The organism is Prevotella sp. C561 (assembly GCF_000224595.1).
GTDB lineage: Bacteria > Bacteroidota > Bacteroidia > Bacteroidales > Bacteroidaceae > Prevotella > Prevotella jejuni.
Genome location: NZ_JH114139.1, coordinates 79,809 through 105,081 on the forward strand (window position 1 = coordinate 79,809; position 25,273 = coordinate 105,081).

The 25,273-nt window shown below is 47.5% G+C and carries 16 protein-coding genes; 2 read left to right on the forward strand and 14 right to left on the reverse strand.

All coding sequences use genetic code 11. From position 1 onward, the window contains the following. Positions 1 to 503: 503 nt before the first annotated feature. From HMPREF0666_RS00220 to HMPREF0666_RS00235, 4 genes are all read right to left on the reverse strand, one after another. Positions 504 to 1,706 carry a sugar MFS transporter gene (locus HMPREF0666_RS00220; RefSeq protein ID WP_009010243.1) on the reverse strand — a complete coding sequence of 401 codons (1,203 nt, stop codon included), beginning with the start codon at positions 1,704 to 1,706 and terminating at the stop codon, positions 504 to 506. 138 nt (positions 1,707 to 1,844) lie between these two features. Beyond that, on the reverse strand, positions 1,845 to 5,663 hold the full coding sequence (locus HMPREF0666_RS00225) for a glycoside hydrolase family 2 TIM barrel-domain containing protein (protein ID WP_232214033.1): 3,819 nt from the start codon (positions 5,661 to 5,663) through the stop codon (positions 1,845 to 1,847). Positions 5,664 to 5,745: 82 nt separating this feature from the next. Then, positions 5,746 to 9,237: a glycoside hydrolase N-terminal domain-containing protein gene (locus HMPREF0666_RS00230; RefSeq protein ID WP_009010245.1), complete on the reverse strand. Its 3,492-nt coding sequence runs from the start codon at positions 9,235 to 9,237 to the stop codon at positions 5,746 to 5,748. Between the two features lie 268 nt (positions 9,238 to 9,505). Next, the gene (locus HMPREF0666_RS00235) at positions 9,506 to 10,822 is read right to left on the reverse strand and encodes a hypothetical protein (protein ID WP_009010246.1); all 1,317 of its coding nucleotides are present in this window, start codon (positions 10,820 to 10,822) and stop codon (positions 9,506 to 9,508) included. A 1,852-nt stretch (positions 10,823 to 12,674) separates the two neighbouring features. Here HMPREF0666_RS00235 and HMPREF0666_RS00245 point away from each other — a divergent pair. Both HMPREF0666_RS00245 and HMPREF0666_RS00250 read left to right on the forward strand, forming a co-directional pair. Then, positions 12,675 to 13,733 (forward strand): DNA adenine methylase, encoded by a 1,059-nt coding sequence (locus HMPREF0666_RS00245; RefSeq protein ID WP_009010247.1) that lies wholly within the window; start codon positions 12,675 to 12,677, stop codon positions 13,731 to 13,733. Positions 13,734 to 13,741: 8 nt separating this feature from the next. Further along, complete coding sequence (locus tag HMPREF0666_RS00250; RefSeq protein WP_009010248.1) at positions 13,742 to 14,827, forward strand: hypothetical protein; 1,086 nt, start codon at positions 13,742 to 13,744, stop codon at positions 14,825 to 14,827. 1,428 nt (positions 14,828 to 16,255) lie between these two features. On the opposite strand, the gene HMPREF0666_RS00255 is transcribed toward HMPREF0666_RS00250, so the two are convergent. The 10 genes from HMPREF0666_RS00255 to pfkA all read right to left on the reverse strand — a co-directional run bounded on the left by HMPREF0666_RS00255 (position 16,256) and on the right by pfkA (position 24,676). Beyond that, entirely contained in the window at positions 16,256 to 17,233 is a 978-nt protein-coding gene (locus tag HMPREF0666_RS00255) for a F0F1 ATP synthase subunit gamma (protein ID WP_009010249.1), read from the reverse strand. 12 nt (positions 17,234 to 17,245) lie between these two features. Then, complete coding sequence (gene atpA, locus HMPREF0666_RS00260) at positions 17,246 to 18,829, reverse strand: F0F1 ATP synthase subunit alpha (RefSeq protein WP_009010250.1); 1,584 nt, start codon at positions 18,827 to 18,829, stop codon at positions 17,246 to 17,248. A 14-nt stretch (positions 18,830 to 18,843) separates the two neighbouring features. Beyond that, complete coding sequence (locus tag HMPREF0666_RS00265) at positions 18,844 to 19,380, reverse strand: F0F1 ATP synthase subunit delta (RefSeq protein WP_009010251.1); 537 nt, start codon at positions 19,378 to 19,380, stop codon at positions 18,844 to 18,846. A 6-nt stretch (positions 19,381 to 19,386) separates the two neighbouring features. After that, positions 19,387 to 19,899, reverse strand: a complete 513-nt coding sequence (gene atpF, locus HMPREF0666_RS00270; RefSeq protein ID WP_009010252.1) for a F0F1 ATP synthase subunit B — start codon at positions 19,897 to 19,899, stop codon at positions 19,387 to 19,389. 55 nt (positions 19,900 to 19,954) lie between these two features. Then, entirely contained in the window at positions 19,955 to 20,194 is a 240-nt protein-coding gene (gene atpE / locus HMPREF0666_RS00275; RefSeq protein ID WP_004360677.1) for an ATP synthase F0 subunit C, read from the reverse strand. A 94-nt stretch (positions 20,195 to 20,288) separates the two neighbouring features. Then, complete coding sequence (gene atpB / locus HMPREF0666_RS00280; protein WP_009010253.1) at positions 20,289 to 21,386, reverse strand: F0F1 ATP synthase subunit A; 1,098 nt, start codon at positions 21,384 to 21,386, stop codon at positions 20,289 to 20,291. A 3-nt stretch (positions 21,387 to 21,389) separates the two neighbouring features. Then, positions 21,390 to 21,800, reverse strand: a complete 411-nt coding sequence (locus HMPREF0666_RS00285) for a hypothetical protein (protein WP_009010254.1) — start codon at positions 21,798 to 21,800, stop codon at positions 21,390 to 21,392. Between the two features lie 30 nt (positions 21,801 to 21,830). Beyond that, the gene (gene atpC, locus HMPREF0666_RS00290) at positions 21,831 to 22,070 is read right to left on the reverse strand and encodes an ATP synthase F1 subunit epsilon (protein ID WP_009010255.1); all 240 of its coding nucleotides are present in this window, start codon (positions 22,068 to 22,070) and stop codon (positions 21,831 to 21,833) included. A 39-nt stretch (positions 22,071 to 22,109) separates the two neighbouring features. Continuing rightward, entirely contained in the window at positions 22,110 to 23,633 is a 1,524-nt protein-coding gene (gene atpD / locus HMPREF0666_RS00295; protein ID WP_009010256.1) for a F0F1 ATP synthase subunit beta, read from the reverse strand. A gap of 65 nt (positions 23,634 to 23,698) precedes the next feature. Beyond that, positions 23,699 to 24,676, reverse strand: a complete 978-nt coding sequence (pfkA, locus tag HMPREF0666_RS00300; RefSeq protein ID WP_009010257.1) for a 6-phosphofructokinase — start codon at positions 24,674 to 24,676, stop codon at positions 23,699 to 23,701. Between the last annotated feature and the right edge of the window lie 597 nt (positions 24,677 to 25,273).

Sequence of the window (25,273 nt, forward strand, 5' to 3'; positions counted from 1 at the left end):
CTCCAGCGAGTCTCGCAATTGGTTACTTTCTCTCACAGAGAACACAGAAGAACAGAACACACAAGGTTCAGAAAGATGATGGCCCCTCCCCCTTCCCCTCCCCCCGAAGGGAGGGGCGTAATCACCGAGATACCCCTATGGCTAATCATCAACACCTAACAACCATCACTTAACCCCCATCTTTAGCAGTAACGCTCTGTGAACTCTGTATGCCGGAGGCGTTCTGTGGGCTCGAAACTGTGCGCAATAATGCTCTGTTAAATCTGTGAGCTCTGTGAGAGAAAGAAATACCCTTTGTGAGAGAAAAACTTCCCCACCATAAGAAAAGACCCTCTCCAGCGTGAGAGAAAAAACTCATAACGACCCTTGCAAGCAGGCCAGTAGGGGTAACCTCACATTTCACTCCCCTCCCTATGGGGGAGGGGCCGGGGGAGGGGCCAGCTGTGGTTGTGTGTTGGGCCGACTGTGGTTGTGTGTTGGTTAGTTGGGGGTGAGGCCGCCTCCTACCTCACCTTATACCCTGCAAGCCCATAATAGAGGATAAAGAGGAAGCAGGGGACGCTGACCCAATAGGAGGTTTGATAGGAGAAAGCGTCTTGTACGAGGCCTTGCACCCATGGCATGACGGCACCACCAGCGATGGCCATGGTCAGTAATGACGAACCTGCCTTGGTGAACTTACCAAGGTCGGCCATTGCCAAAGGCCATAGTGCTGGCCACATCAACGAACATCCTAAGGCCATGAGGAAGATGCAACAAACCGAGAAGACGGGGTTGGGGACTACGGCTACGGCTATGCTTCCCACAAGGGCGATGATGGCACAGATGCGCATGGCCGCTGCCTGAGAGAGATAACGTGGTATGAAGATGACTCCACAGACGTAGCCTACGATCATTCCCACGGATGGGATAAAACCATAGTTATCGCCCTCTAAGCCCAAGGACTGTGCATAACCTGTCGCTGTGGCAAGTGATATCGTCTCGACACCCACGTAGAGGAAGAGGGCCAGACAGCCCAAGAGGAGGTGAGGGAACTGAAGGATGCTCGTCTTACCCTCAGCGTAAGAGTTAGAGCTGGCCGTTGTGTCGCTCTCGTCCTCGCCTGCTGCCTTCACGTCAGGCAGTGGTGCTAAGAGTGCGATGACGCCTAAGAGGAGGAAGATAGCGATGATGATGGTGAAAGGCAGGTACAGGTCGGAGAGCTGAGTGTCGCCAATTCCCTTTCCAATCACCAAGGTGATGAAGAGCGTCGTCACTGGCCATGCGAGCTTATTACTGATACCCATGCACGAGATACGACGTGCGGCAGAGTCGAGCGGACCCAAGATCGTCACGTAGGGATTGACCGATGCCTGCAAAACAGCATTGGCTGCACCACTGACGAAACTGGCGATAAGGAACCACGTCAGCGAGTTCTGCTTCGCAGCAAGGATGAACAAAGCGAAGGCAACAGCAAAGATAGCAAACGAGAGTGCCATCGTACGCTTGTAACCTATCAGTCGGATGCAATGCGTAGCAGGGATGCCAAAGAGCAAGAAGGGAATGAACGTTGCTGCAAGCAACAGACTGGACGCTGCACCAGAGATGTGCATAGCGTTCTTCAAGACTGGCATAAGATAGGAGTTGATGCCTAATGCGAAGCCAATAGAGAAGAAGAAGAGGCCGATAATGGCCAATGGAAATAGATAGTTGTTCTTTTGTGTCATATTAGATAAACATTAGTTTAGGTGAAAAATTGTATTGTTAGCTTGTTTATAGCTTGTTAAATCGAAGAGAGTCGGACGACAGATGGACGCCCGACTCACCTCGAAGAGTGTAGAGGGAGCGGTCAGCTGACATGGAAATCAGTTGGCTACGACCTTCCCACCTTGTATATAAAGCCCCTTGGCAGGTGCTTGTGCGAGTCTACGACCAGCGAGGTCGTAGACTTGCGATGCGTTTGTAGTGTCGATGTTCACGGCAGATATTCCGTTAGCAGGATTATCTGCCGTTTCTGAAAAAGGGATGAAACGCACGGTATTAACGTATGGCTTACCCTTTTTGATGGTGTACTTGGATAGAGGACCCGGTCCACAAGAGCCATTACCGAGTCCACGTTGAATGGCATCAAAGTGGGCTACGGTGCGATTTGACGTTGGTAGCTCCCATTCGTGGCGTGATGTGCGCAATTCAGCATCGCTCCAAGGGTTGAGGGAGAAGGCTACGTCGCCCGCAGTCTCAATCTTCATGCCCGTACCATCAGCCTTTGTCAGCGTCAGCCAACGCAGTCCTATGCGGTTGCCATTGCTCTGTGCGTGTGCGAAAGGCTCATACATATCCTTCACGTCAGCCTCATAGATACCGTAGTCCTCGCCATCGAGGCGGTCGATATAGCTTGCTCGTGGTCCACGTGCATAGTAGCGTACGTTCGTCAGGTCGGTTGGCAGGTCGACTGTGAAGCCCAATCGTCTTACGCCATCAGCCTGCGCTTCAAACGTACTGGTGAGGTCGATGGTGCCATTCGCATATACCGTGTATTGATAAGAAGCCTTACCATACTTGCCATTCTGGTTCACGTTGACCGTAGCCGACTTGCCGTCAGCAGCGAGTTGGAACTTAGCTGTCTGCGCTGTCACGCCATTGTCGGTAGGAGCATCGCCGTAAGCCTCCATCGGACCATCGTTCTCAATCCAGCGATAGCGGTCGAATTGCGGTCCACTGTTTGGTCGGAAGACATTATGACCATCGTAAGTCCAAAGTGTGATATTGCCCTGTCCGTCGAAAGTAACCTTCTGTTTACCGTTCGTATAGGTATATCCACCGTCATTGTTCTTCGTAGCGTGGAGGACAGCGGCCTTATTGTTATCCACCTTGGCGAGGGTCTCTGTGCGTTGAGCCAACTGCTGTTGATACTCCGCAACAGGATAGTTAGCGTCACACCAGTCAGTAGCCTCCTTCGTATAAAGGCCGATGTTAAGGAAGAGTTCCTTATTCGCATATTTCGAAGCGTTATACTTCAAGTCGACTGTCTGTGTACCGCCAGCAGCGCAGTTCAGGTTCTTGAAAGTGCCATCCTGTACGGGTTTACCATCAGCAAGGAGCGTCCATTTAAGATAGAACTGGTTGAGGTTGCGGTCAAGATACTTATTCGTCAGTTTGACCTGACGCTTCTCAGTATTCAAGTCGAAGCCCACCCACTGGTAAACACGCTTCACCTCGTCGAGCTCAGCACTCCATGCACGATCGGCATTGACCAGTCCGTTGTTAACGAAGTTATACTGGTGAGGACCCGGACAGTCGTATCCCGTGATATAAGCAGGGAACCCATTCTCAGTCAGCTTATTGTTCTTTATAGCGTCGTAAGAGTAGATGCTCTGGTCAACCCAGTCCCAGATACATCCGCCAACACCCATCTGAGAGCCCTCCATAGCCTCCCAATACTCACGCAGGTTGCCCACGGCATTACCCATAGCATGGGCATACTCGCACATAAAGTAAGGCTTGTTCGTGTTCGGATGGTTCACATCTTCGGTCACAGGACCCGTTGTTCCGCTGCGCCAAGCATCCATTGCAGGATACATAACAGAGTGGAGATCAGTGCCCTCAGCATTGTCTCGTGTTGCACCCTCATAGTGGATATAACGGTTATCGAGCTTACGAACAGCGTTGTAGGCCGCCATGATGTTCAGACCAGAGCCACTCTCATTGCCAAGACTCCAGAAGACAACACTCGGATGGTTGCGGTCGCGGAGCGTATTACGTACGTTTCTGTCGACGATAGCACCTGTCCAATTAGGGTTATTGATGATGGTCTTTGAGCCTTCCCAGTTCTTATGCAACTCCATGTCAGCCTCATCAACGACGAAGAGGCCGTAGTAGTCGAACATAGCCATCATCTTTGATTGACGAGGATAGTGGCTGGTACGAACGGTATTCATGTTACACTGCTTCATCATCGTTATATCCTTTAACATAAGGTCGGTGGTGATGCTGCGTCCATGCAATGGGTCGGTGTCCTGCGTGTTAGCCCCTTTAAGATAGGTGCGGCGGCCGTTCACTTCAAGATACCCCTTACTGAGGTCGATCTTCCTAAAGCCATATTTCGTAGAGAAAGCCTCCTCCTCGTTGCCATCTTGCGACTGGCTGAAAGTGAAGGTATAGAGCGTTGGCGTCTCAGCCGACCATAGTCTAAGGCCAGAGAGAGTTCCGAAATCGATGGTCTTCGTCATCACGCTGTCGCCAGCAGCAAACTGGAAGTCGGCTGAAAGGGCCTTTATTTCCTTCCCAGATGGGTCGTAGAGCGTCACAGTAACGGTCTTCTTCGCAGCGAGTTTATCACGGTTGCAGACGGTGAGGTCTACTGTTGTAGCCGCACTACCCAGCCCAGCAGTTGTCAAGTCCGGTGTGACAGTCGACTTAATATAATGGTCGGCAAGATAGGTCTTAGGCGTTGCCACGAGGTAGACATCACGGTGAATACCACTCATGTGCCACATGTCCTGTCCTTCAAGATACGACCCATCGCTCCAGCGAATAACCTGTACAGCGACATTGTTCTTGCCTGCATGTACGTATCTCGTTACATCAAACTCACTGACGTTATTAGCTCCTTCGGTGTAGCCCACCTCATGTCCGTTGACATAAACGTATGCTGCCGAGTAGATACCATCAAAGTGTAGGAACACACGCTTGCTCTCCCAGCCTGCAGGTAGGGTGAAATCACGACGATAAGAACCCACGGAGTTGGTCAAGCCCGGCTTCATACGGATGTAAGGTTGATTATCTACAAAAGGATAGTCAACGTTGACATACATCGGTTTACCGTATCCGTTCATCTCAAGACAAGATGGGACTGTGATGTCGCTCCACGCTGAACCGTCTGTGTTAACATCATCGCCCCAACACTCGTCCTTGCTTAAGAGCACTGGCTTAGGGCCTTCGCTCCAACGTAGTCGCCACGTTCCATTGAGACTGAGGTAGTTTGCGCCCGTTGGTTCCAACCATGGTTTGTCATAACGCTGACCGTCGGCCTTCATTGCAGCCGTTGATGGGTAAGGCATGTAAGTGGCGTGTCCCTGCTCCTTGTTGCGCTCATAGACGGTAGCATTCTCCCAGTCGGCTGCCTGCGGAATAACGACTGGTGCCACCTCTTTGAAGTGTGCTATGGCAGCACGACTCTGGCTTATTTCCCATCCACAGGGCATTGGGTCGTTTCCTTTCTGCACCCCTGTTGTCACATAATAGGTCTGACCATTCCTACCAGAGACGGCACTCAGCTGATAGCCATTGCCTTTCTTCGTGATGTAAACCTGCTGGTTAGGATTCGTAATGGTCTGATCCCACATACAAGGGTAGCCCGAAGCCTGTTTAGGATCATTAAGTGCCATGTCAAAGGCCAGCTCGCCCTCGGCATTAACCAACTGATAACAGTCCGGCTTATTAGGCACTTCAACGAGCTTCCACTTCTGTTCGTCTTTGCCTTCGATATACTTTTGGAACGCAAGTCCCGTATCTCTTAGCCAAGAGTACTTGTAGGGTACGAGCACGTCCTGCGTGTTCTTGCCCACAGAGATGACGTAGGTCTTACCGCCTTGGGGCTTCGCATCCCACGCTTGTGCCCATAGCACGGAGGGTGCTAAGGCCATAAGCGATGCGAGAAGACCCATTTTTCTGATTGTTTTCATATCCATGAAAGATAATAGTTGTTGTTAGATGAACCCACACTCGGGCCTGTGCCGGAGTGTGGGTAGGATATTTTACGTGTGATTAGTTGATTACCTTGGTTGTAGACGTCGTACCGTTACTATACTTCATCTGCTTGATGTAGACCCCATGAGAGGGTGTGCTGTTGGCCTTTGCACCGTTGAGACTGTAATAGCATACGGTAGCGATGGTACCTTCTTGGCTACCTGTGACAGCGGCGATAGCGTTAGGGGTTGTTGAGACGATGATATACTTGCCTCCAGCAACGGTTGGGAAGCTAATCTCATCATCACTGATACGCTTCGTCTCCACGCTCTTTCCGTCGGCAGTAGTCACCTTATAATCCTTTGCAATACCTGTATATTTAACGACGCAAGGAGTTCCTACATTTGAGACAATCCTTATCTGCGTTGCTTTCGCATTGTCCCAATCAATGTCAACAGTGAAGTTACCAACCGCCTTAAGGCCCTTCACCGAACCTTTCTGCCAGAAGCTGGTAGGCAAAGCAGGGAGAATAACGAGCTTGTCGTTGTAGCTCTGTAAGAGCATCTCAGCCACACCCGCTGTGTAACCAAAGTTACCATCAATCTGATAAGGCGCATGTGCGTCCCAAAGGTTCTCATAGATACCTCCTGCAGCTTCGTTAGTTCCGGTGTCCCAGGTCTGCTGCAAGGCTCGTTTGATGAGGTTATGACAGTGGAGACCCTCGTAGGCACGGGCATTGAGGTTTATCTTATGGCCCAGTGACCAGCCTGTTCCGTGACCATCACCACGGGCTATCAAGGACGTACGAGCTGCCTCGAAGACGGTCTTATCGGCATCTTCACTGATCTGAGAGCAGGGGTAGAGTCCCATTAAATGGGAGATATGACGGTGGTTAATATACTCTTTAGTACCAATCTTATTTGGGTTGTTAAACTGTGAAGAGTATTTCCACTCACGGAGGTAAGTCTTTCCATCAGCGGGATTGACCTCAGTATGGCACCCGTCATCGAGCTTTGCAAAATAAGTAGAGAGCGAGTCGCGGAACGACTTAGACACCACGTTATCACCGAGAACAGCAATGGCTTTGCGCGTGTTGTTGAAGAGGTCCCATACTAACTGTTGACTGTGTGCGGTCGCATTCTCCGTTGGTCCGTGTTCTGGCGACCATTCGTTAGGACATTCGTAAGTACCGTCAGCAGCCTTGACAAGTTTCTTAAACCAATAGTCGACAGCCGTCTTCATTGCTGGGAAGGCCTTTGTGCGTAGGAACTCCTTGTCCATTGTGTAGGTGTAGTGCTGCCAGAGGTGCTGACAATACCACGCATTGGCTACAGTATAAGTATTGGCAAAGGTAGTACCAGAGCCATAGATGTTATTCTCCGTAGGTAGTGTCCATCCCGTGTTGACGTGCCCCATGTCTTTTGCAAAGCGACGCCATGTAGGTTTCACACATGCTTCTCGATAGATGTAATCGAGGAATGGGCGATGAAGCTCAGACAGATTGGTAGGCTCAGCAGGCCAGTAATTCATCTGTACGTTGATGTTTGCATGGATATCTGAGTGCCATGCTGGGGTGTTATTGTCGTTCCATATACCCTGCAAGTTGGCTGGTAGCGACACACCACGGCTTGAACTGATAAGGAGATAACGCCCGTAATTGAAGTAGAGCTCCTCTAAGAAGAGGTTGTCATGTTGGTTGTCACGATAGTTGCTGATGAGCTGCGGCGTTGGGATAGTGTTCTTACTATCAGCGAGGGTCAGCTGACAACGGTCGAAGAGCGACTTATAGTCGGCTTTATGGGCTGCTAACAAGGCATCGTAACCCTTGTTCTCTGCATTATTGACGGTCGCTGTGGCACGTCCTGCAAGACGGTCGGCTCCTGAGACATACTCGGCTGCGTCGGGGTCGAAATCGGTCAGGCCACGGAGGTAAACAGTCATACTATTAGCACCACTGACCTCTATCAAGCCCTTTGCATTCTTAGTGACACTACCGCCATCGGTCACGATGCGCGCTGCACAATAGTAGCTCTCTGGGGTTGTCGCACCCTTGTCATTCTGGCGTGCCACCTTCCCCTCAAAGGTTATTGTGGCCTGATTGTTATTATCAACGGTATAGTTAACGTTCCTGCCGTTCTGATTCTTCAGTGTGAGGGTGGTATTGATTCTACCCTTCTCTGAGGCTGTGTAGCGGATTACCAAGCAACTATCGGGATTGGTAGCAAAGTAGGTTCGATCGTAGGCTACACCATCCATCGTATAACGCACACCTGCTACGGCATCGTTGATATCAAGATAACGCACGTAGTCGGTCACCTTCGTCAATTCACGACTGCGTATATATAGGTTACCAAAGTTAAGATAATAACCGTAGGCTGCCGTACTTGTCAGTCCTCCGAGCTTTCCACTCCATAGCGTTTTATCGTTGAATTGTACGTCATCAATGGCTACATCGCCCATTAATGTGGCTCCGAACTGTCCGTTACCAATAGGAAGACAGGAGGTCATCCAGTTGGTTGCGGGCTTTGTGTACCATAGTGTGTATTTGTTGGCAGGGTTGAAGGTAGTAATACCAGACACGGGTACCATCTCATCAGAGGGCACGAAGCGCACCACATTACCGCCATCGCCTAAGTCCCAGAAGCTGATGTACTTACCATCGCCTGCTCCTTGAAACATATTAAAGAAGTTGCGTCCACTGGTAGACTTACCTATCTCGAAGCCGCCCAGCGTATTCTTCGACTCTACCATCGTAAAGAGTGTGTCTTTAACGGTGCGGCTCTTGGTTGCATTCACGTATGAATCGCTGACGTAGAGTATCTTTCCACTCTTGCTGACAAAGCTGTACTTACCATCTTTCTCGGCCACTCTCCACAGCATATCATCGGGATTACCGTTATGCAACGATGCTGTCTGGCAGGTAGCCTTCTCTCCCTTAGCACTTAGAAGCCAGTTGCCTGTCTGAAACTGAATGTAGTAATAAACGGGGTTTGCCGCTGTTGAGATGACAGGCATCGTATAAGGGAACACCATCTCGTCCTTATCAACAAACGACAAGAGGTTGTTGACGTCGCCTATGGTCCATAGTCCTAACTCCTGACCGACCCTTATCTCGGCCACTTGGTTCATGGCGTTGCTGCCTGTGGAGTCTGGCGCAAGCTCTAACGCTCCCTCCCCATAACTGCTGTTCGTGCTCTGGAAGATGTGGAATGAGGTAATATCTGTAGCCTTCGTAGCTGCCTTGAAGCGCGAACTACTTGGATTTGTACCATTGACATAAAGCGTGCGACCGCTCTTACTAACCAACTGGTACTTCTTATTACGGCTAAACCCGTCTGCCTCAACGATCTTCCATAACTGGCGGTCGGCGCCCATGACCTGTGGAACAGCCGTGCGACAACCTTGCTTATCGCCCTTGTCTTCCAACACGTTATTAGACCGAAGATACTTAACATAGTACCAATGCTCATTGCCTACGGTACTAACACGAGGGTAGCCTTGTGCCATCACTTGTCCTACACAGACTGTAGACAAGAGGAAAAGAGCACAAATACGCTTACAGATATTCATAGATATATAAAATGAGATATATTGTTATAATTATTTACGTTTGAACGATAAGACGAAAAAGGGGGTTGTATCAAAATCATATCAGTGGTCAACAACAGGACTGCACACTACGTGCTCCTATGCTTTACCTGCTGACAGGGCACACACGCTGGTACACCCTTGCTTTTGATACAGCCCCTTAACCCTATCAGTCGGTCAACAATGCAGTAATCACTCTTATTCTTTGCACTGATTCCCGACCGATGAGAGTTAGTTTATTCATTGTGAATTACTTCACAACAACCTTCTTGCCATTTACAATGTACAAGCCCTTTGCAAGACCATTAAGGCTCTTTGATACCAAACGACCATCGAGGGTGTAGACATAACCATTTGCCTGCTTGTCCTGTACCTTAACGTTTGAGATACCAGTTGCCTTATCCATCTCTGCGATTTCCTCGTCACTCAAAATGTCATTGATAGGAATGAACTTGAGGGCGTTATTAATGTCGTTAACCGCCCACTTACCCATGAAGTGGTGCCATCCTACGTTACCCCATGTATTAAGGAAGTTGTTTGTAGTTCTGTCACTGCTGTCACCGATAGAGTAGCACTCGCTGCCCTGGTTGCTGTCGAAGATGTAGAGTTCCTGTGGATCTGTAGTTGCTATGAAACCACCATTCATCTTACCACCACCGCTCTTGCCGTTGCGTACCCACTCACCAGCCTCATTCTTCTTATACATATCGTTACCACCAGGCATCTCTGTCTCGAATGTAACGAACTTGATGTACTGACCTGCCTCGTTAACGAGAACTATCTTCTTAGAATCAGCATCGAAATTTGTAATGTGCCATACCTTATATCTGAAGTTTACATCACCCTTTACAAGAGAGTCAGCAATCAGTGTATCCTTGTCAACAGAAAGAATCAACTTATTACCTGTCAGACCATTCAAACCAGTAGGACCGTATGTTGGGTTGTTAGCTGCAGGTCTGTTGAACTGGATGAAGTAACGAGTACTGTTGTCACCCTGCTGGAAAATATTAAAGTCGAAGTTCCAAGTTGGAATCTCTACCTCAGAAGCCTTGATGAAGTAAACCTTAGAACCAGAGTCGCCATTAGCCCAAGGACCATACTCATTACCTAACCTCTGACCACTATAGATGTTTACGTAAGAGTTTGCATCTTCGCTATCAACCATCTTAATGCCTGCAAAAGCTGCAGAAGGGTCATCACTATTGTCTACCATAGTGTAAGTTTTGAGGTACTCACCCTGATCGGTACCTGCAGCAAGACGAGGATTCTTACCCTCAGCCTCTGTCAAAGTAAACATTGTCCAAGTTTCGCCCTCCACTGTAACAGTGAATGTCCACTTGTCATCAGCACCCTTTGTACAAGTCCAAGTCTGCTTTTCCTTGTCACCTTCTGTAGCAGTCTTAGCTGTCAGCTTCTCGCCATTACCATTAGCTGTAACATAGCCAACCTTCTTGTCACCTACTGCAATGTAATACTGTTGACCACTCTCAGGAGTAGTAACCCAGTTCTGTGCGAATGTTGACAACGCAACAAAGCACAAAGAAAGTAGTGTAAAGATTTTCTTCATAATTGTAATAAATAATTGGTTTTTGTATATTTTTGATTACTTTTAATGCCAACTTTTAGGCGTTCTAACCGTTTACTTTTTAGGTTTATGATTTGCTCTGTTATTAGGTTTTATGCTTTAGGCTTCATTAAAGGAGTCGTTTTCCTCTTAAAGTCGGTCACAAATATAAACATATTCTTTTGAATATTCATTGTTGACTATACAATATTTAATATATTTAACACTTTCCTCTCCACCACTGATGGGTGTTGGGTGAATCAGTGGAAAATCCGGCCTCACCCCAACAACAGCTGGCCCCACACTCTACACCAGCTGGCCCCTCCCCCAGCCCCTCCCCCGTAGGGAGGGGAGTAGTATGTGAGGTTACCCCTACAAGACTGCCAACAAAGAACATAATGAAGCCTACATCCTTTTTATAGGGGTATCTCGGTGATTACGCCCCTCCCTTTTGGGGAGGGGAAGGGGGAGGGGCCTCTAACCCATAGGGGTATCTCGGTGATTACTCCCCTTCCCTTCGGGGGAGGGGAAGGGGGAGGGGCCAACTGGTAGTTAGTATGTGAGGTTACCCCTATTAGTCTGGTGTTAGGAGGAGAAGGGCTGCTGAACATACGGAGGACATATAGGGGTATCTCGGTGATCACTCCCCTCTCCATTCGGAGAGGGGCTGGGGGTGAGGCTTCTGTTGGCTGTGTGTTCTGTTCTTCTGTGTTATCTGTGAAAAATAAACAACTGCGAAACTCACTGGGGAGTTTTTTCTCTCACAGAACTCACAGATTTAACAGAACATTTTTTCGCACAGTTTCGAACTCACAGAACGCCTCCGGCATACAGAGTTCACAGAGCGTTATAGCCATTGTTGATATGTTTAAGGGACTACATGAAGCCTTCGTCCTTCTTATAGGGGTATCTCGGTGATCACGCCCCTCCCTTTGGGGGAGGGAAGGGGGAGGGGCCACTACTTGCTTTGAATGTTGTGTGTTCTGTTCATCTGTGTTCTTCTGTGAGAAAGAGAAAAGCCCTCCCTGAGTGAAAGAATACTAACCATGTAAATAGAAAATGTCAATATATTTTGCAGGCCGCTCCCTTCTCTTTTCGAGCAAAGGCCGAGTATGCAACAAGAGGAGGCCCTTCTACGTTCAAGAACATGCCCTTCATGCCACAAGAAGGGCGTCTTCTACGAGCAAGAAGGGCATATTCTCAAAGGCTAAACATAACACGCTGATTTCTTGTGGGTTATATCCTCGGTTGTAGGCGATGATATATGCGTGTGTTGAGGGTGGTCAGCTTGGTGGGTTGTAAGGATTTTTTATCACTCTGCTGACTCGTTTCAGATAGGGAGGTAGTATGAGAGGTTACGCCTACTGGGCCTCGAACATAAGGCGTGGGGAGTTTTTTCTCTTATGCTGGGGAGACTTTTCTCTCACAGAAGACATTCCTTTCTCTCATGGTGGATATTATTTTCTCTCACAGAACTCACAGATTTAACAGAACCTTTTGGCGCACTTTTCGAGCCCATGAGGGGGAGGGGCCAGCTGGGGAAGGGGAGGGGCCAGCTGCTATTAGTACGTGAAGTTACCCCAACAAAGTGGCTAATAAAAGGAGAGAAAACTTTGTTTATTGTTTGTAAGTATTACCAAAAAATAATAACTTTGCATCAAACAATAATATTCTCACGTAAGACGAAGCTATCAAAAGGATTAAAGGTTGCCCGCTGATAACTTACACTTTTAAGCCTACACCAGACAGTGTTAGGCAAAGTCATGTGTTTTGTTCACGATAGCTAACAAGCAAAGCTATTCGAGATGGGCTGAGACTATCATTTAATCTTACCAATAGTAGATACATTAGTATAATGGAGTGTTCCTTATTCAAGAATGATTATCTGAATTATAAGTTCCCAGAACCACAGTACTTGGGCGCGAAATACATTCATAGGGCATGGATTGCACAATTCATCCCGACTGACTCGTGCGTTGCTCTTGACGCTTTTGGAGGCTCACAATCCATTGCTTATCTGCTGAAGCAGATGGGGAAGACTACCTATACTAACGATTTCTTGAATTTTAACTATCAAATTGGTAAGGCACTGATAGAGAACGCTGGGAACGTACTTAACCAAGAAGACATTGACATCCTATTCTCTCCTAATCAGAACCCGACGGAATATAACCTGATAGAAAAGCTATACGCAAACCTCTTCTTCTACCCAGAAGAGGCGGCTTGGCTCGATAGCTTTAGAAGTAATGTGCCTCGTCTACAAAACACATTCAAGCAGTCACTGGCCCTGTCGGTCATGTGTAGGAGTATGACAAGGAAGGTTACGATGGGCCACTTTGCCCATACTCAAGCATTAACCTACGCTGAAGACCCTGCAAGAGTGAAGAGAAACCGCAGCTTAATACGCCCTTTAAGGGACATCTTCCTTGATATTCTGCCACACTACAATGCTGCTGTTTTTGATAACCAAAAGGCCAACAAAAGCTTTCAAGAGAATATACTGGACCTCCTGCCGACATTGTCTGATGTCGACTTAGTCTACTTTGACCCACCTTACTGCAATAGTCATGCGGATTACCAGTCCTTTTATCACCTCCTTGAGACCTTCGTCGAGTATTGGAAAGACAAACAATTCGTCAATGGCATCAAGCGTTATGAACCTAAGAGATATAGTGGCTTCGATAAAAACAGTGAGGCTATTAACAGCTTAAAACTGTTGTTTGAAAGGGCACAACATATCCCCACTTGGCTTGTTAGCTATAATGACCGAAGCTACCCAGACATAAATACGATGGTGAACATGATTGAACCTTATAGAAAAGTTAAGGTAGAACATAAGAGATATACCAATGGTAGAGGCGGGAAAGGTAGCGTTGCGGGGAGTAGCGAGATTTTATTAATATGTAAAACATAATAAATAACATGACAACCTATGAGAAATGGGACCACGAGTTCCGCACAAACAACCTGTTCGCCTTTAACAATAACGATAAAGCCTTGCTCTATCTCAAAGTGAGGGCGATATGCCGTAAAACACTGATAACGCAATTTGTTAAGGAAAACAAGCTCACGCTCAAATCGACGAAAGTGAAGGAACAGTTCCCCGAACTATATGCCTTGTTAGAAAACAAATCTGAGCTGATACCACAACTTGACTGTTTTTTGCGAAACAGGAATAATGAATGGTATAAAGAAATGGGCGTCGACGAGGATAAAGTGAGGACTGCTCTGCGCAAGATAAACGCTTATGAATGGGGTGGCGACCAAAACAACTCGCTCGACCAATACCTTGTTAGGAGATATGTCAAGGTTATCAGTGACTATGACACCCTCCAAAAGAAAGCGAAAGAGATACAGGCAAACGCATGGAACTTCGTTCAGACAAGTTGGTATAACAACTGGACATCCTACCTCATTGAGTCTATCTTTAAGAAACACAAGCGTGTACTCTCGGCTATTGGAGAGATAAAAAGCGTGGACTTCTTTATCGATAAATATCCAATAGACCTTAAAGTGACTTATTTCCCGAATGAGTTTATGGAGAAGAAACTCAAAGACAAGATAGGAAACAAGGAGCTTGCTTGGCTTAAAAAAGAAGCGAAAAAAGTCAATATAAGCCCCGACAAGGGTCTATCTGACGCTGAACAGCTCACATTCCTTAAAGAAGAACTTGAAAACCACGGCCATTCAAACATCATTGAGGTGCTTACAAAACATAAACAAGAGATTATTGACAAGGCATGCAAACATCCAGAAGAACTGATGGAATGGCTCTACGAAAACCAAAGTGCTCGTTTGTTTGGTGCAGAGAACCGCCTATTCCTTGTTCTTGTTGACACCAAGGATATGAAACAATCATGGAAGATGAAACGGGCTTTCACACTCATTGAACCAACTGTGAAGCGCTATCTCGATTCTTTCAATGATGATTCTCTGAAAATAATCGAATTTACCTTTAATCAAAAGAAATATACAAGTCTATCGGATATCATCTTTATTACAAAATAGGTAACAGCTCTCTTATCCTCCGTGCAAGGACCAAGACTTCTGTAGAGACTCCTCTTCTTCCTCCAAAACCTTTGTCTATGACAAATGAGTTGAAGGTGGATTGCAAGTGATGACTTTCCTCTCATCGCCTCTCTCCAAGCACGAGGAAGAAGCCCCCCCATCCTCTTCACGCCAAAACAACTGGCCGAATATGTAAACTATTTTCGTCCCTCTCTCACCCTGTCCATGCCTTTCAACGCTCAAAAGAACGCCCTTCAACGTTCGAGAACATGCCCTTCTTGCACGTAGAAGACGCCCTTCTTGGTACAAGAAGGGCATGTTCTCAATTCGTGTTCGTAACTCTCTGAGGACGTGGTGGTTATATTCCACTTCCTTTTCAATATTCCCATCGTAAGTAAAGGGCGACTTTGTCGTGTCCTGTAAAGGTTTTTCACGCAAGTTAAGTATGACTCACATCATCACAAAAGGGGTCGCTCACCGATTCTTAGCTTAGCTTCCTCCCACGTTGGGGAGGTTTATCTCTCACAGAGCACACGGAGGTCACGGAGGTTTTAAGCGCACGGTTTCGAGCCCACAGAACGCCTCCGGCATACAGAGTTCACAGAGCGTTACTGCTAAAGCTGGGTGTTGGGTGATGAGTGTTAGGTGCTGATGATTAGCTAACGTTGGCTGTAACGTTCTGTGAAATCGGTTGACTTAATGTCTCTGTGGGATGCTGTGTATTCTGTTCTTCTGTGTTATCTGTGAGAAATAGAACAACTGCGAAACTCACTGGGGAGTTTTTTCTCTCACAGAACACACAGATTTAACAGAACATTTTTGCGCACTGTTCGAGCCCATGAGGAGGTGGCCCCTCCCCCAACCCCTCCCCCGTAGGGAGGGGAGTGAAATGTGAGGTTACCCCTACAAGACTGCCATTAAAGGACGTAACGAAGCCTACATCCTTTTTATAGGGGTATCTCGGTGATTACTCCCCTTCCCTTCGGGGGAGGGGCCGGGGGAGGGGCCGCCATTTTTCTGACCCCTGTGTGTTCTGTTCATCTGTGTTTTTCTGTGAGAAATAGAACGTTTTTGAGATTCGCTGGGGAGTTCCTTCTCTCACAAAGGACATTTCTTTCTCTCACAGAACTCACAGAACCAGCAGAACCTTTTTGCGCACTGTTTCGATCTCACAGAACGCCTCCGGCATACAGAGAACACAGAACGTTATAGCCATTGTAGATATAAATAAAGGTGCAACATGAGGCCTACATCCTTCTTATAGGGGTATCTCGGTGATTACGCCCCTCCCTTTTGGGGAGGGGACGGGGGAGGGGCCGCTATCTTTCTAACCCTGCCCTTCCCCATCAAAAAAAGGGGACAAGCGTTATAGCTTATCCCCTTTGATGGTTAGACTCAGTCCGTGCATGATGTGCGACGACCGAGTGATTAGTTGTTTACCGAACCACCCATGATATCGAGCAACTCAGACGTGATGGCTGCTTGACGCGACTTGTTATACTGCAAGTTGAGTGAGCGAAGCAGGTCGTCGGCGTTATCCGTAGCGGTCTGCATGGCAACCATTCGTGCTGCATGCTCTGAGGCATTACTGTCTAAGAGGGCAGTGTAGACCATGAGATGTAGTAGTTTCGGTACGAGTGATGTCAAGACAGTATGCAAGTCAGGCTCAATGATGAAGTCATCATTCAGAGGAGTGACAGTCTCACTATTAGACTTCTGTGTTTCAGTCTGTCCCTTCTTCCTGAGATAGTCCTGCGCTGCTTTCGTCGAGATGTTCGAAGAGAGGTCGCGCACAGTATCCTCATTAAGTTCCTCTTCAAGGTCGATAGGCAGGAAATTCTTACGTTGTAAGACCTGGCTACCAGCACTTTTGAAGTGATGGTAGATGATTTCCACCTTATCGAACTCACCTTTAAGCCATTTCTGTCCTAACTCTTTAGCGATATTACGGCACTCCTCAGAGTTAGGTTTATCAGCGAGTTGCGGATAGGGATAGACACATTCATATCCACGCTTCTTCGCTGCCTCGAACACTTTTCGGCCTACGGGGTAGATGACAATATCCTTGTCGGTCAGCCCTTTAGCATGATACTCGTCGATAGTCTGCTGCAGGAGCTTGATGACATTGGCATTGAATCCCCCACAGAGCGAGCTGTTAGAGGAGAAAACGAGCAAGGCAACACGCTTGACAGGTCGCTCTTCATCGAACGGAGTGTCCGTATCCGGTGTAGAGACAAGGAACGTCTTTAGAATGTGTTCGAGCATCGCCTCGTAGGGAAGCATACTCTCGATAGCATTCTGTGCATGGTGCAGCTTACTCGAGGCCACCATCTTCATGGCACTTGTAATCTTACGCGTGCTCTGAACACTGGCTATACGAGTCTTGATTTCCTTTAAGGATGCCATTCTTTATAGTCTTTATTTGAATTGTCCGGCAATATTGCCCATGACCTCTTCGATTACCTTGATAGATGTATCTTCGAGCTTACCAGCAGCCAAGTCGTTGATGACGTCGGCATGAGTGGTGCGCATGGTGTCGAGGAACTGGTCCTGACAAAGGCGAACCTGGTCGACTGGTACGTCACGCATCAAGCCATGTACACCGCAGTAGAGGATAGCAATCTGCTCTCCTACTGGCATTGGGCTATACTGTGGTTGGATAAGTAGCTGGTTGTTCTTACGTCCACGGTCAAGGGTCATAGCGGTGACCTTGTCCATGTCAGAAGAGAACTTAGAGAACGCTTCCAACTCACGATATTGCGCCATATCAATTTTCAACGTACCTGCAACCTTCTTCATACTCTTTATCTGTGCGGAGCCACCTACACGCGAAACGGAGATACCCACGTTGATAGCAGGGCGGAAGCCTTGGTTGAAGAGGTCGGTTTCAAGATAGATCTGACCGTCGGTAATAGAGATTACATTGGTAGGGATGTAGGCTGACACGTCGCCTGCTTGGGTCTCGATGATAGGCAGTGCGGTGAGCGATCCACCTCCCTTTACATGTCCCTTCATACACTCTGGCAGGTCGTTCATCTTCTCTGCAATCTCCTGCTGGTTGTTGATGCGCGCTGCACGCTCAAGTAGTCGAGAGTGGAGATAGAACACATCACCAGGGTAGGCCTCACGTCCTGACGGACGACGAAGTATCAGTGATACCTCACGATAAGCCACCGCCTGCTTTGACAAGTCGTCGTAGATGACGAGAGCAGAGTAGCCACGGTCGCGGAAATATTCGCCGATAGCCGCACCTGCAAACGGTGCATAGTACTGCATAGCAGCAGGGTCGGCAGCCGTAGCGCTCACGATGATAGTATAAGGTAAGGCTCCACGCTCCTTGAGGTTCTGCACCAGTGTAGCCACGGTAGAGGCCTTCTGTCCGATAGCGACATAGATACAATAGACAGGATTGCCCTGTTCATAGAAGCTCTTCTGGTTGAGGATGGTGTCAACAGCAATGGCTGTCTTACCCGTCTGACGGTCGCCAATGATAAGCTCACGCTGTCCACGACCGATAGGTATCATGGAGTCGACGGCTTTCAGACCCGTCTGAAGTGGTTCCTTAACGGGTTGACGATAGATAACACCCGGTGCCTTACGGTCGAGTGGCATCTCGAAAGCACCGGTGAGGTCTATTTCCCCCTTGCCATCGATAGCCTCTCCAAGCGGATTGACGACACGTCCCAAGAAGTTATCATTAACTCGGATAGAGGCAATGCGGTGGGTTCGCTTCACGCTCTGACCCTCTTTGATGCCCTCAGAAGGACCAAGAAGGACACAACCAACATTGTCTTCTTCCAAGTTCATGACGATAGCCATGGTGCCATTCTCAAATTCAAGCAACTCGTTGGCTTCAGCGTTTCGAAGGCCATAGACACGTGCCACGCCGTCACCGACGGTCAGTACGTTGCCGACCTCATCAAACTTTTCCTCGGAGTTGATGCCTTGCAGTTCCTTAATAAGGATTTCAGACACCTCACTTGGTTTAATTTTATCTGACATGTTTATTATTCTAATTACTGTTTTAATTGTGTGAGGATAGCATTCAGTTTGCTCTTCACGCTGGCATCCATCCGATAAGTGTCATACTCAAGGATAAATCCACCGATGAGTGAAGGGTCAACCTCAGTGTTGAACTCAACTGTTCCCTGCGCTCTGGACTGTACCATCTCCTTCATCTTGTCCTCTGTCTGGGCAGAGACCGGCGTGGCTGTGACCACCTTCCCACGTATGATATGCTTCAGCTTACGGTAAAGCGTGACATAGTCATTCGACATGAGCTGTAGCAGGTCCTCTCTGTCTTCTTTTAAGACAAGGTCGAAGAAATTCTCAACTAACTTAGGACAGTCGCCACCACAGGCTACTTCCAATAGCTTGCGCTTCTTCTCCTTCGGAAGCATCGGGCTCTCAATCGTCATGCGGAGGTCGGACACTTGGAGGTAGCTCTGGGCAAGTGTCTGCATAAAAGCATACACCTTGTCCTCGATACCCTGCTCACAAGCAGCCTTCAAGAGCGCACGAGCATAGCGAACCGATATTACACCTGTATTCATAAGCGATTATTTACTTTCTGTTCCGTTAGTAGAAGTAACGTCATCCAATAAGCGATCGATAAACTGAGTCTGCTCGGCTGATGTCGACAACTCCTTCTGCAGTATCTTCTCAGCTATCTGCACAGAGAGCTCGGCAACCTGTGCTCGGATGTCGCGGATGGCAGCCTGCTTCTGACTCTCAATCTCTGCCTTAGCTTCTGAGAGGATGCGAGCACTCTCTTCGTGTGCTTTCTCCTGTGCCTGTCCGACTATGGTATCACGTGTCTCAGACGCTTCCCGAAGGATTTGCGCCTGTTTCTCACGTGCTTCCATAAGCAGCTCCTCACCTTGTTTCTGAATGTTAGCAAGCCTCAAGTTGGCTTCCTCGGCTTTGGCAAGGCTCTCGTCAATATACTCCTTGCGCTCGTTCACCATCTTGATGATAGAAGGGAAGCCCCATTTCCATAAGACGAAGAAGACCACTAAGAAGACGAGTGTCATCCAAAAGAGTAAGCCACTATCTGGCAATAATAATGACATAAGCTGCTAAATTACTTTTCTTACCAATTTTGATTCAATTATTCTTCTGCGCTGTTTAGAATACACAGAGGAGCGCAATGATTGCAGCAAAGAAGGCAACACCCTCTACCAATGCCGCTGCAATAATCATAGCAGAACGAAGCTCACCGATCTTCTCTGGCTGACGAGCCATGGCATCCATAGCCTGACCACCGATACGACCAATACCAAGACCTGCGCCTACGGCTGCGATACCTGCACCGATAGCGGCGCCTAACTTTGCAGTTTCTGCTGCTAATAACAATGATGTCAACATAGTTTTTTGCTTTTTAATTATTAATTGTTTTTGTTTTCTTGTCATGATGTGGGTGATAAGGATTGCTTGTCGCCCACTGCTTGTTTACTGCTGTTTATCCTTCTGCCTCATGGACACGTGCCAAAGAGATGAAGACGGCACTTAACATCGTGAATACCAGGGCCTGAATGAAACTTACAAGAAGCTCCAAGAGCATCATGAAGATACTCATTGCCACGCTCACCACCGTCATGGACGTACTAAGGACTATGCCCATCGTAGCCATGATGAAGATGATACAGGTAAGTGCCAACGCTATAGCGTGTCCTGCCATCATATTGGCAAAGAGACGCACCATCAATGCGAAGGGCTTAGTAAAGATACCGAATATCTCTATCACAGGCATCAATGGCACCGGAACCTTCAACCATGCGGGTACATCTGGCCAAAAGATATCCTTCCAATAATGCTTTGTTCCAGAGAAGTTGGTTATTAAGAAGGTGCAAACAGCTAAGAAGAAGGTAATGGTGATATTACCTGTCAAGTTACCACCCCCCGGTGGGAATGGTACGATACCCATGATGTTAGCCACGAAGATAAAGAAGAAGCACGTCAGAAGATAAGGTGCATACCGATCGGACTCCTTACCTAATGTTGGCTTAATCACCTCATCGTAGACATACATCACAAACATGTGCATCAAGCCAGTAAAGCCTTTTGGGGCCTTATCGGTCACCTTATGGCGACGACACCAGCGTGCTGGTATCAAGATACAAAGCATGAGAATGATGGCATCAATGAAGAGTACGCACACCGACTTAGTGATTGAGATATCGAAAGGACGCACTTCTGTGCCATCCTTCTGTATCTTCACGATACGTCGTTCATAGTTTCCTTTCGTCGCAATGAACAGGTCGGGGTTGTTTTTACAAGGTCGATAGCCCGCATGCGGACCACTCTCTAAGGGCTCCTCAGCGAAGTCTTCAGCCCAACCCATGTACCAGCCGTTTGATGTCTTCACAATGACTGGTAGATTGATGATGATGGGCTTATCTCCAATATTGGTTATATGCCACTCGTATGAGTCCTTGATATGTCCCCACAATATCTCCTGCAGGTTTACTCCCTCCCCTTTACTCTCTGACGCCGCAGCACCAGGTAGCAACAGGAAGAGCATCATCACCATGCAAAACAGATGCTTGAGATATTTCATTCGTTATTTATTAATTTTATTGTTCTTTTCCACTTTGTAAAAATAGAAGGTATCGAATACCAATAGTATAAGGTAGAATATCATGAAGATAACGGCGAAGCTGATCAGTCTCGTACGGTCCTTCACCACAAAGGCATAGACGACTATCACCATGAAAGCCAATAGCATCCGCAGTCCTGACGCTGCAAGATAGAACTTATTGAGCACTGCTGGCGACTGACTGACGATGGCCTTCCACGCACCTCCATAGATAGAGGCTGTGACAACGGAGAAGACAGCACTAATCGTAAGCATCGGTATGTAGGAAAAACGCTCTGTCAGCTGCACCACAAGTATCCCAATAAGATAGAGTGCAGCGGCAATCCACAGACTATACTTATAGTATTTCTTATAGACTTTATCGTAATCCATCATACTAACTATGCTCTCCGTCGATTATCTTACTTAGATTTCTACACAGAGGTCGACGTTATTCTTCTTCACCTCGACGAACCCGCCTACTATCTGAAGCTCCGTCTTCACTCCTTTTACGGTATATTCTACCTTGCCTTCAACGAGCGTTGAGATGATAGGTGCGTGATTGTTAAGGATTTCGAAAGGTCCTACTGCTCCTGGAACCATCACACTATCCACCTCACCTGTGAAGACAATCCTTTCAGGAGAAACTATTCTAAGTGTCAACATAGACAATTCAATTATTATTCTATTTGTACAAGAAGATGATTACTTAGATGCTTCTAACAGCTGCTTAGCCTTCTCCTTGACATCCTCTATCGTACCAACGTTCAAGAAGGCCTGCTCTGGTAGGTCGTCTACCTCACCATTCAAGATGGCATTGAAGCCCTTGATAGTCTCCTCGATTGGTACCATAACGCCCTTAACACCCGTGAACTGCTCTGCAACAGTAAATGGTTGAGAGAGGAAACGCTGCACACGACGAGCGCGGTTCACCACCTGCTTATCCTCATCTGACAGCTCGTCCATACCTAAGATGGCAATGATATCCTGCAACTCATTATAATGCTGCAACAGCTGCTTTACTCTCTGCGCACACTCATAGTGGTCCTTACCAACAATCAGTGGGTCGAGGATACGTGAAGTACTGCCCAGTGGGTCTACCGCAGGATAGATACCAAGCTCGGTGATCTTACGACTCAACTCTGTTGTTGCGTCCAAGTGAGTAAAGGTAGTGGCTGGCGCTGGGTCGGTCAAGTCGTCTGCTGGCACATAAACGGCTTGTACTGAAGTGATTGAACCATGCTTCGTTGAGGTGATACGCTCCTGCATAGCACCCATCTCACTGGCCAATGTTGGCTGATAACCTACGGCTGACGGCATACGACCCAACAATGCTGACACCTCTGATCCGGCCTGTGTGAAACGGAAAATGTTATCGATGAAGAACATGATATCTGCTGCCTCACCATTCTTACCACCATGGTCACGGAACTCCTCAGCAACGGTCAGACCAGACAAAGCCACGGAAGCACGTGCCCCTGGTGGCTCATTCATCTGTCCATAGACAAGAGTAGCCTGCGACTTCTGCAACTCCTCTTGGTCAACAAGCGACAAGTCCCACTTGCCTTCATCCATGGCTTTGCGGAACTTCTCGCCATAACGGATAACACCTGACTCCAACATATCACGTATCAAGTCGTTACCTTCACGTGTACGCTCGCCCACACCGGCAAAAACAGAGTATCCATTATGACCCTTAGCGATGTTATTAATCAACTCCATGATAAGCACCGTCTTACCTACACCGGCACCTCCAAAGAGTCCAATCTTACCACCCTTCATATAAGGCTCCAATAGGTCGATGACCTTAATACCCGTCTGAAGCATCTCCTTATGCGTAGAGAGGTCTTCAAACTTTGGTGCCTCACGGTGGATAGGGTATGCACCTTCCATATTCAGTGCCTTCATACCGTCGATAGGCTGGCCTATAACGTTCAACATACGACCCTTAATCTGGTCGCCAGCGGGCATGACGATAGGACTACCCGTTGGTACTACGTCAAGGTCACGTTGCAAACCATCCGTATTGTCCATGGCCACACAACGTACAGTGTCCTCTCCGATGTGTTGCTGTACCTCGATAATCAAATCCTGCCCATTTGGTCGTTTAACACGCAGAGCATCGTGAATCTTTGGCAGAACCTTCTCAGGATTCTCGCCCTTAGTATCAAAGTAAACATCGATAACAGGACCGATAATCTGGGAAATGCGCCCATTAATCTGTGACATAAAATATCTTTCTTGTTTTTTATTATTACTTCTTCTATATATATAATAAGGTGGAAGAGGTGCACTTAGATACTCAACTCGTCGAGTACCTTGATGAGCTTCTTGTCGAAAGGCTTGTCTGAACGGATTGCCTCAGACAATGGGACGTAGACTACCTCGTTGTTTCTCACACCTACCATAATATTGCGCTGACCCTGTATGATGGCTTCTATGGCTCCAACACCCGTACTACTTGCAAGGATACGGTCGCGAGCTGATGGCCGACCACCACGCTGCAAGTGTCCAAGAATTGACACACGAACATCATAATCAGGGAACTCATTGCGCACACGGTCGGCATAATACATCGCACCACACTTTGGACTCTCTGACACAATGACGATACAACTTCTCTTAGACTTACGTATGCCGCGCTCCATGAAGCGTGCCAACTGGTCGACATTCGTTGAGTCTTCTGGGATGATAGCGGCCTCAGCACCACTCGCAATAGCCGAGTTCTGAGCTAAGAAACCAGCATCACGACCCATCACCTCCACAAAGAAGATACGCTCATGGCTCTGAGCAGTATCACGAATACGGTCTACACACTCCACAATCGTGTTCATCGTCGTGTCATAACCAATCGTACTGTCCGTACCATAAAGGTCATTATCTATCGTACCAGGCAGACCAATGCAACAGAAATCAAACTCCTGTGCAAACAACATAGCACCCGTCAGCGAACCATTACCGCCGATGACCACCAGAGCATCAATACCCTGACTAACAAGGTTATCGTATGCTTGCTGTCTACCCTCCTTTGTTGTGAAACCTTTTGAGCGTGCCGTCTTAAGAATCGTACCGCCCTGACCGATAATGCCACTGACATTCTCGGTCGTAAAAGGCTTTATGTCACCTGTTATCAATCCTTCGTAACCTCTATAGACGGCCTTTATCTCAAAACCGTTATATATGCCTGCTCTGGTCACAGCACGTATAGCTGCATTCATACCTGGGGCATCACCGCCTGAGGTTAAGATACCTATTGTCTTTATCTTACTCATAACATTATGTATGTCTTAGACTCCCTTTTAAGGAAAATCTACTCAATCATCCGCAAAGATAGCAAATAAAAACATATAGACAAAGCCGAAAAGAAAAAAAGTTGTGAATTATGTCAGAAAAAGAAGATAAGGAAGCCCCCCTCACACAACACCCGACACAGAAACAAGCGGCCCCTCCCCCGTCCCCAGCTGGCCCCTCCCCGTCCCCTCCCCCGTAGGGAGGGGCGTAATCACCGAGATACCCCTAACGTCTTGCTGTTCGTTGCTTACGGTGCTATATGCGGTTGTATCATACCTTGTTCTGCACACTCTGTATCTTATTTGAGGTACATTAAAATCCTTGTTAATCGTGTTCTTTCTGTCATTCTTTGTCACTCTGTCATTATGTCTATAACCATTAAAAACACGGCTCAACATGTTCTTTCTGTCATTCTATGTCTTTATGTCATTATGTCTATAACCATTAAAAACACGGCTCAACATATTCTTTCTGTCATTCTTTGTCTTTATGTCATTATGTCTATAACCATTAAAAACACGACTCAACATGTTCTTTCTGTCATTATATGTCTTTATGCCATTATGTCTATAACCATT

Excerpts from the sequence above, each read along its gene's own strand:
- HMPREF0666_RS00220 (WP_009010243.1), bottom strand. The coding sequence starts at position 1,706 with ATGACACAAAAGAACAACTATCTATTTCCATTGGCCATTATCGGCCTC.
- HMPREF0666_RS00225 (WP_232214033.1), bottom strand. The coding sequence starts at position 5,663 with ATGAAAACAATCAGAAAAATGGGTCTTCTCGCATCGCTTATGGCCTTA.
- HMPREF0666_RS00230 (WP_009010245.1), bottom strand. The coding sequence starts at position 9,237 with ATGAATATCTGTAAGCGTATTTGTGCTCTTTTCCTCTTGTCTACAGTC.
- HMPREF0666_RS00235 (WP_009010246.1), bottom strand. The coding sequence starts at position 10,822 with ATGAAGAAAATCTTTACACTACTTTCTTTGTGCTTTGTTGCGTTGTCA.
- HMPREF0666_RS00245 (WP_009010247.1), top strand. The coding sequence starts at position 12,675 with ATGGAGTGTTCCTTATTCAAGAATGATTATCTGAATTATAAGTTCCCA.
- HMPREF0666_RS00250 (WP_009010248.1), top strand. The coding sequence starts at position 13,742 with ATGACAACCTATGAGAAATGGGACCACGAGTTCCGCACAAACAACCTG.
- HMPREF0666_RS00255 (WP_009010249.1), bottom strand. The coding sequence starts at position 17,233 with ATGGCATCCTTAAAGGAAATCAAGACTCGTATAGCCAGTGTTCAGAGC.
- atpA (WP_009010250.1), bottom strand. The coding sequence starts at position 18,829 with ATGTCAGATAAAATTAAACCAAGTGAGGTGTCTGAAATCCTTATTAAG.
- HMPREF0666_RS00265 (WP_009010251.1), bottom strand. The coding sequence starts at position 19,380 with ATGAATACAGGTGTAATATCGGTTCGCTATGCTCGTGCGCTCTTGAAG.
- atpF (WP_009010252.1), bottom strand. The coding sequence starts at position 19,899 with ATGTCATTATTATTGCCAGATAGTGGCTTACTCTTTTGGATGACACTC.
- atpE (WP_004360677.1), bottom strand. The coding sequence starts at position 20,194 with ATGTTGACATCATTGTTATTAGCAGCAGAAACTGCAAAGTTAGGCGCC.
- atpB (WP_009010253.1), bottom strand. The coding sequence starts at position 21,386 with ATGAAATATCTCAAGCATCTGTTTTGCATGGTGATGATGCTCTTCCTG.
- HMPREF0666_RS00285 (WP_009010254.1), bottom strand. The coding sequence starts at position 21,800 with ATGATGGATTACGATAAAGTCTATAAGAAATACTATAAGTATAGTCTG.
- atpC (WP_009010255.1), bottom strand. The coding sequence starts at position 22,070 with ATGTTGACACTTAGAATAGTTTCTCCTGAAAGGATTGTCTTCACAGGT.
- atpD (WP_009010256.1), bottom strand. The coding sequence starts at position 23,633 with ATGTCACAGATTAATGGGCGCATTTCCCAGATTATCGGTCCTGTTATC.
- pfkA (WP_009010257.1), bottom strand. The coding sequence starts at position 24,676 with ATGAGTAAGATAAAGACAATAGGTATCTTAACCTCAGGCGGTGATGCC.